This window comes from Pseudomonas sp. CBZ-4 (genome assembly GCF_000346755.1).
Lineage (GTDB): Bacteria > Pseudomonadota > Gammaproteobacteria > Pseudomonadales > Pseudomonadaceae > Aquipseudomonas.
Genome location: NZ_ANNV01000056.1, coordinates 1 through 3,951 on the forward strand (window position 1 = coordinate 1; position 3,951 = coordinate 3,951).

At 63.9% G+C, this 3,951-nt stretch carries 3 protein-coding genes; 2 read left to right on the plus strand and 1 reads right to left on the minus strand.

The window, feature by feature from the left end:
• Positions 1–51: 51 nt before the first annotated feature.
• Entirely contained in the window at positions 52–1,362 is a 1,311-nt protein-coding gene (locus B348_RS0107160; RefSeq protein ID WP_017735459.1) for an MFS transporter, read from the minus strand.
• A gap of 158 nt (positions 1,363–1,520) precedes the next feature.
• On the opposite strand from B348_RS0107160, the gene B348_RS0107165 reads away from it, so the two are divergent.
• Together B348_RS0107165 and B348_RS0107170 are read left to right on the plus strand one after the other, a co-directional pair.
• The gene (locus B348_RS0107165; RefSeq protein ID WP_017735460.1) at positions 1,521–2,621 is read left to right on the plus strand and encodes a sugar diacid recognition domain-containing protein; all 1,101 of its coding nucleotides are present in this window, start codon (positions 1,521–1,523) and stop codon (positions 2,619–2,621) included.
• A 97-nt stretch (positions 2,622–2,718) separates the two neighbouring features.
• A complete protein-coding gene (locus B348_RS0107170; RefSeq protein ID WP_017735461.1) occupies positions 2,719–3,858 on the plus strand; it encodes a glycerate kinase in 1,140 nt (379 codons plus the stop codon).
• Positions 3,859–3,951: the final 93 nt, after the last annotated feature.

Here is a 3,951-nt window from a genome sequence, read left to right on the forward strand (position 1 = left end):
GTTGAATTCACCAGAGCTATCGCAGGCAAGCCAGCTCCCACATTGACCGCATCAGGCCTTGAGGGTGCGGGTCATTCGGAGCGCCAGCACACTGCCGGCAACGATCACCGCTGCCAGCAAGTACAACGCCAAATCCGTAGACCCCGTCGCATCCTTCACAAACCCGACGATATACGGGCTGAGGAACCCCGCCATCTGCCCCATCGAATTGATCAACGCCAAGCCACCGGCCGCCGCGCCTGCGCTGAGCATCGCGGTGGGCACCGGCCAGAACATCGGCAGGCCGGTCAGGGCGCCCATCGTCGCGATGGTCAGGCCCAGAATGGCAATGGCCGGTGTAGTGGCGAAATTCACCGCGATCAACAGGCCCACGGCGCCCATCAGCATCGGCACCACCAAGTGCCAGCGCCGCTCCTTGCGCAAGTCCGCCGAGCGGCCCACCAGCAACATGAACACCGCCGCCAGCAGGTACGGGATCGCACTCAGCCAGCCGATCACCAGGTTATCGCTGAAGCCCAGGTTCTTGATGATCGACGGCAGCCAGAAGTTGATCGCATACACACCGCTCTGGATGCAGAAGTAGATCAGGCCGAACGCCCAGATCGCCGGGTTCTTGAACACTTCGGCGAGGGAGTCGGTGGTGGTCTTCGGTTTGTTGGCCAGGTCGGTGGCCTGGTCGGCTTCCAGCACGGCACGCTCGTGGGGCTTGAGCCATTTGGCGTTGGCAAAGCTGTCGCTGAGCAGGAAGTAGGCGAGGGCGCCGAGGATGACGGTGGGCACGCCTTGCAGCAGGAACATCCACTGCCAGCCCGCGAGGCCACCTTGGCCGGCGGCGAAGTGGTTGAGGATCCAGCCGGAGAACGGGCTGCCCAGCAAGCCGGACACCGGGATCGCCGACATGAACAGCGCCATGATCCGCCCACGGCGGAAGGTGGGGAACCACTGCGAGAGGTACAGCACCACACCGGGGAAGAAGCCCGCTTCGGCGGCCCCGGTAAACAGGCGCAAGGTATAGAAATGCGTCGGCGTGGTGACGAACAGCAGGCACGTGGACAACGTCCCCCACACGATCATCATCAGCGCAATCCAGCGCCGTGGGCCGAATTTGGTCAGCGCCAGGTTGCTCGGCACGCCGCACAGCACGTAGCCGATAAAGAAAATCCCGGCGCCCAGGCCGTACACGGTTTCGCTGAACTTCAACGCATCGAGCATCTGCAACTTGGCAAAGCCAACGTTTACCCGGTCGAGGTAATTGAACAGATAGCAGATGAAGATGAAGGGGATCAGGCGCAGGGTGATGCGCTTGTAGATGGCGTTTTTATCGTCATCGGTGGCCAGTACGGCAGTGGCGCTCTGTGACATGGCAGTCTCTCTTTATTATGATTTTTCGCGATGCGAGGGTAACGTTGATCGCCCAAACAGTCTCGGCGACGTGACGGGGTACTGTCTTTGTGCCCACGCACAGCGAAGGCCCCTTTGCGCTGTGCCAGTGAACAACCACCTTTCAGGAAGTTAGCCCCATGTTCGAGCTCGATCATGACTTGGCGCAGGATATTGTCGATCGCACCATGGCCATCCTGCCCTATAACGTCAATGTCATGGACAGTCAGGGGCTGATTCTCGGCAGCGGCGAGCCGGAGCGCATCAACACCCGGCACGAAGGCGCGCAACTGGTGCTGGCCAATGGACGCGTGGTGGAGATCGACGGCCAGACCGCCAAGCACCTCAAGGGCGTGCAGCCGGGCATCAACCTGCCGCTGCTGCACGACCAACGCCTGATCGGCGTGCTGGGCATCACCGGTGAGCCGGAAGGGCTGCGCACCTACGCCGAACTGGTGCGCATGACCGCTGAAATGCTTGTCAGCCACCGCCACCAGCAAGTCGAACAACAATGGCGACGCCAGCGTTGTGATGACCTGCTGGCGTTGCTCCTGGCCGAAACCGGTGACTCCCCGCGCCTGGTGGACGAAGCCCGGCAACTGGGGCTCAAGCCACAGCTGGCGCGCACGCCGTACCTGTTTGAACTGGGCCCGGGGCACTCGGCAGAAGCCCTGAGTGCCTGGCTCACATCGCGCTACCCAGACAGCTGGTGTGTCAGCTCGGCGCAGTTTTCCCTGCTCTGGTGCCGGCCCGCGGCGGCGCAGGTGGACAACCTGCGGTTGCTGGAAAAGCTCGAAGGCGCAGGCTGGAACATCCTGCGCGTCGCCGTCGGCGGGCAGGCCGATGGCCTGGCCGGCCTGCGCCGTTGCTACCGTCGGGTCGGCGACTTGCTGGCCTACGGTCGCGATGTACTGCCGCACTCACGCCTGCTCACCCTCAACCGCTTTCGCCTGCCGGTGATGCTCTGGCGTCATCGCAACGATGACGCCCTGGACGAGTTGCTCAACCCCCTGCGCAAAGTGCTGGCCAAGGACAGCAACGGCCAATTGCAGGCGACCCTGCGCAGTTGGTGCGAACACGACGGGCAAAGCCAGGCCTGCGCCGACGCCTTGGGTATCCACCGCAACAGCCTGCGCTATCGCATGGAGCGTATCGCCGAACTCAGTGGCGTCGACCCGCTGACCCTCGATGGCATGCTCGCCCTCTATCTCGGCGTGCAACTCTTGCCCCAGGCTTTGTAGGAATGAACAACAAAGCCAAAGCGTACTTGTGCATCTGACCGGCGTCATTGCTGCTGCCAACTGGCAGCATGGGCGTTATAAAAACCGGAGAAAGCCCATGAAAATCATCATCGCCCCCGACTCGTTCAAGGACAGCCTGAGTGCAGAAGGCGTGGCCCAAGCCATTGCGGCAGGCTTGGCCGAGGTTTGGCCGGATGCGCAGTTGGTGCAGTGCCCCATGGCGGACGGTGGTGAAGGCACGGTTGAGTCGGTGCTCGCGGCGTGCAACGGCGAATTGCGCGGCCAAACCGTGCAAGGCCCGCTGGGCGGCACGGTCGAAGCCCATTGGGGTTGGCTGGCCGACAGCCACACGGCAATTATCGAGATGGCCGAAGCCAGCGGCCTGCAACTGGTTGCGCCTGGGCAGCGCGACGCCTGTTCCAGCACCACGTTTGGCACCGGGCAACTGATCCGCGCCGCCCTCGACCTCGGCGCCCAGCGCATCATCCTGGCGATTGGCGGCAGTGCCACCAACGATGGCGGTGCCGGTGCGATGCAAGCGCTCGGCGTGCAGTTGTTCGACGCCGAGGAACACGCCTTGCCACCGGGCGGCCTGGCCTTGTCGCGCCTGGCCCGGATTGATCTTGAACACTTGGACCCGCGCCTGGCCGACGTGCGTTTTGAGATCGCCGCCGACGTCAACAACCCACTCTGCGGCCCGCACGGTGCCTCGGCGATCTTCGGCCCGCAAAAAGGCGCCAACCCCGCGCAAGTGCAACTGCTGGACGCCGCCCTCGGCCACTTCGCCGACCACTGCGCGCGCGCCCTGGGCAAAGACGTGCGCGACGAACCCGGCAGCGGCGCGGCCGGTGGCCTTGGGTTTGCAGCCAAAGCCTTTCTTGGCGCGCAGTTTCGCGCCGGTGTGGAAGTCGTCGCCGACCTGGTTGGCCTGGATGCCGCCGTGCAAGGCACCGACCTGGTGATTACCGGCGAAGGCCGTTTCGATGCCCAGACCCTGCGCGGCAAAACCCCGTTCGGCGTGGCGCGTATAGCGCAGCAACACGGCGTGCCCGTAATCGTCATCGCCGGCACACTGGGCGACGGCTATGAGCAGATGTACGCCCACGGCGTGGACGCGGCGTTCGCCCTGCCTTCCGGCCCGATGAGCCTGGAGCAGGCTTGCAGCGAGGCACCGAGGTTGCTGCGCGAGCGGGCGGCGGATATTGCGCGGGTGTGGCGGGTGGCGAGGTTTCACTGAGGCCTGATAAAGCCTGACGTTCTAGCTCCAGCTCTGGCTTTTCAGCTTCTGATCTTAGGCGCCCCGTTAACCACGCTGGCCGAACGCAGGCTT

What these genes read in the sequence shown, in the direction of transcription:
- B348_RS0107160 (WP_017735459.1), bottom strand. Translation starts at nt 1,362, where the DNA reads ATGTCACAGAGCGCCACTGCCGTACTGGCCACCGATGACGATAAAAAC.
- B348_RS0107165 (WP_017735460.1), top strand. Translation starts at nt 1,521, where the DNA reads ATGTTCGAGCTCGATCATGACTTGGCGCAGGATATTGTCGATCGCACC.
- B348_RS0107170 (WP_017735461.1), top strand. Translation starts at nt 2,719, where the DNA reads ATGAAAATCATCATCGCCCCCGACTCGTTCAAGGACAGCCTGAGTGCA.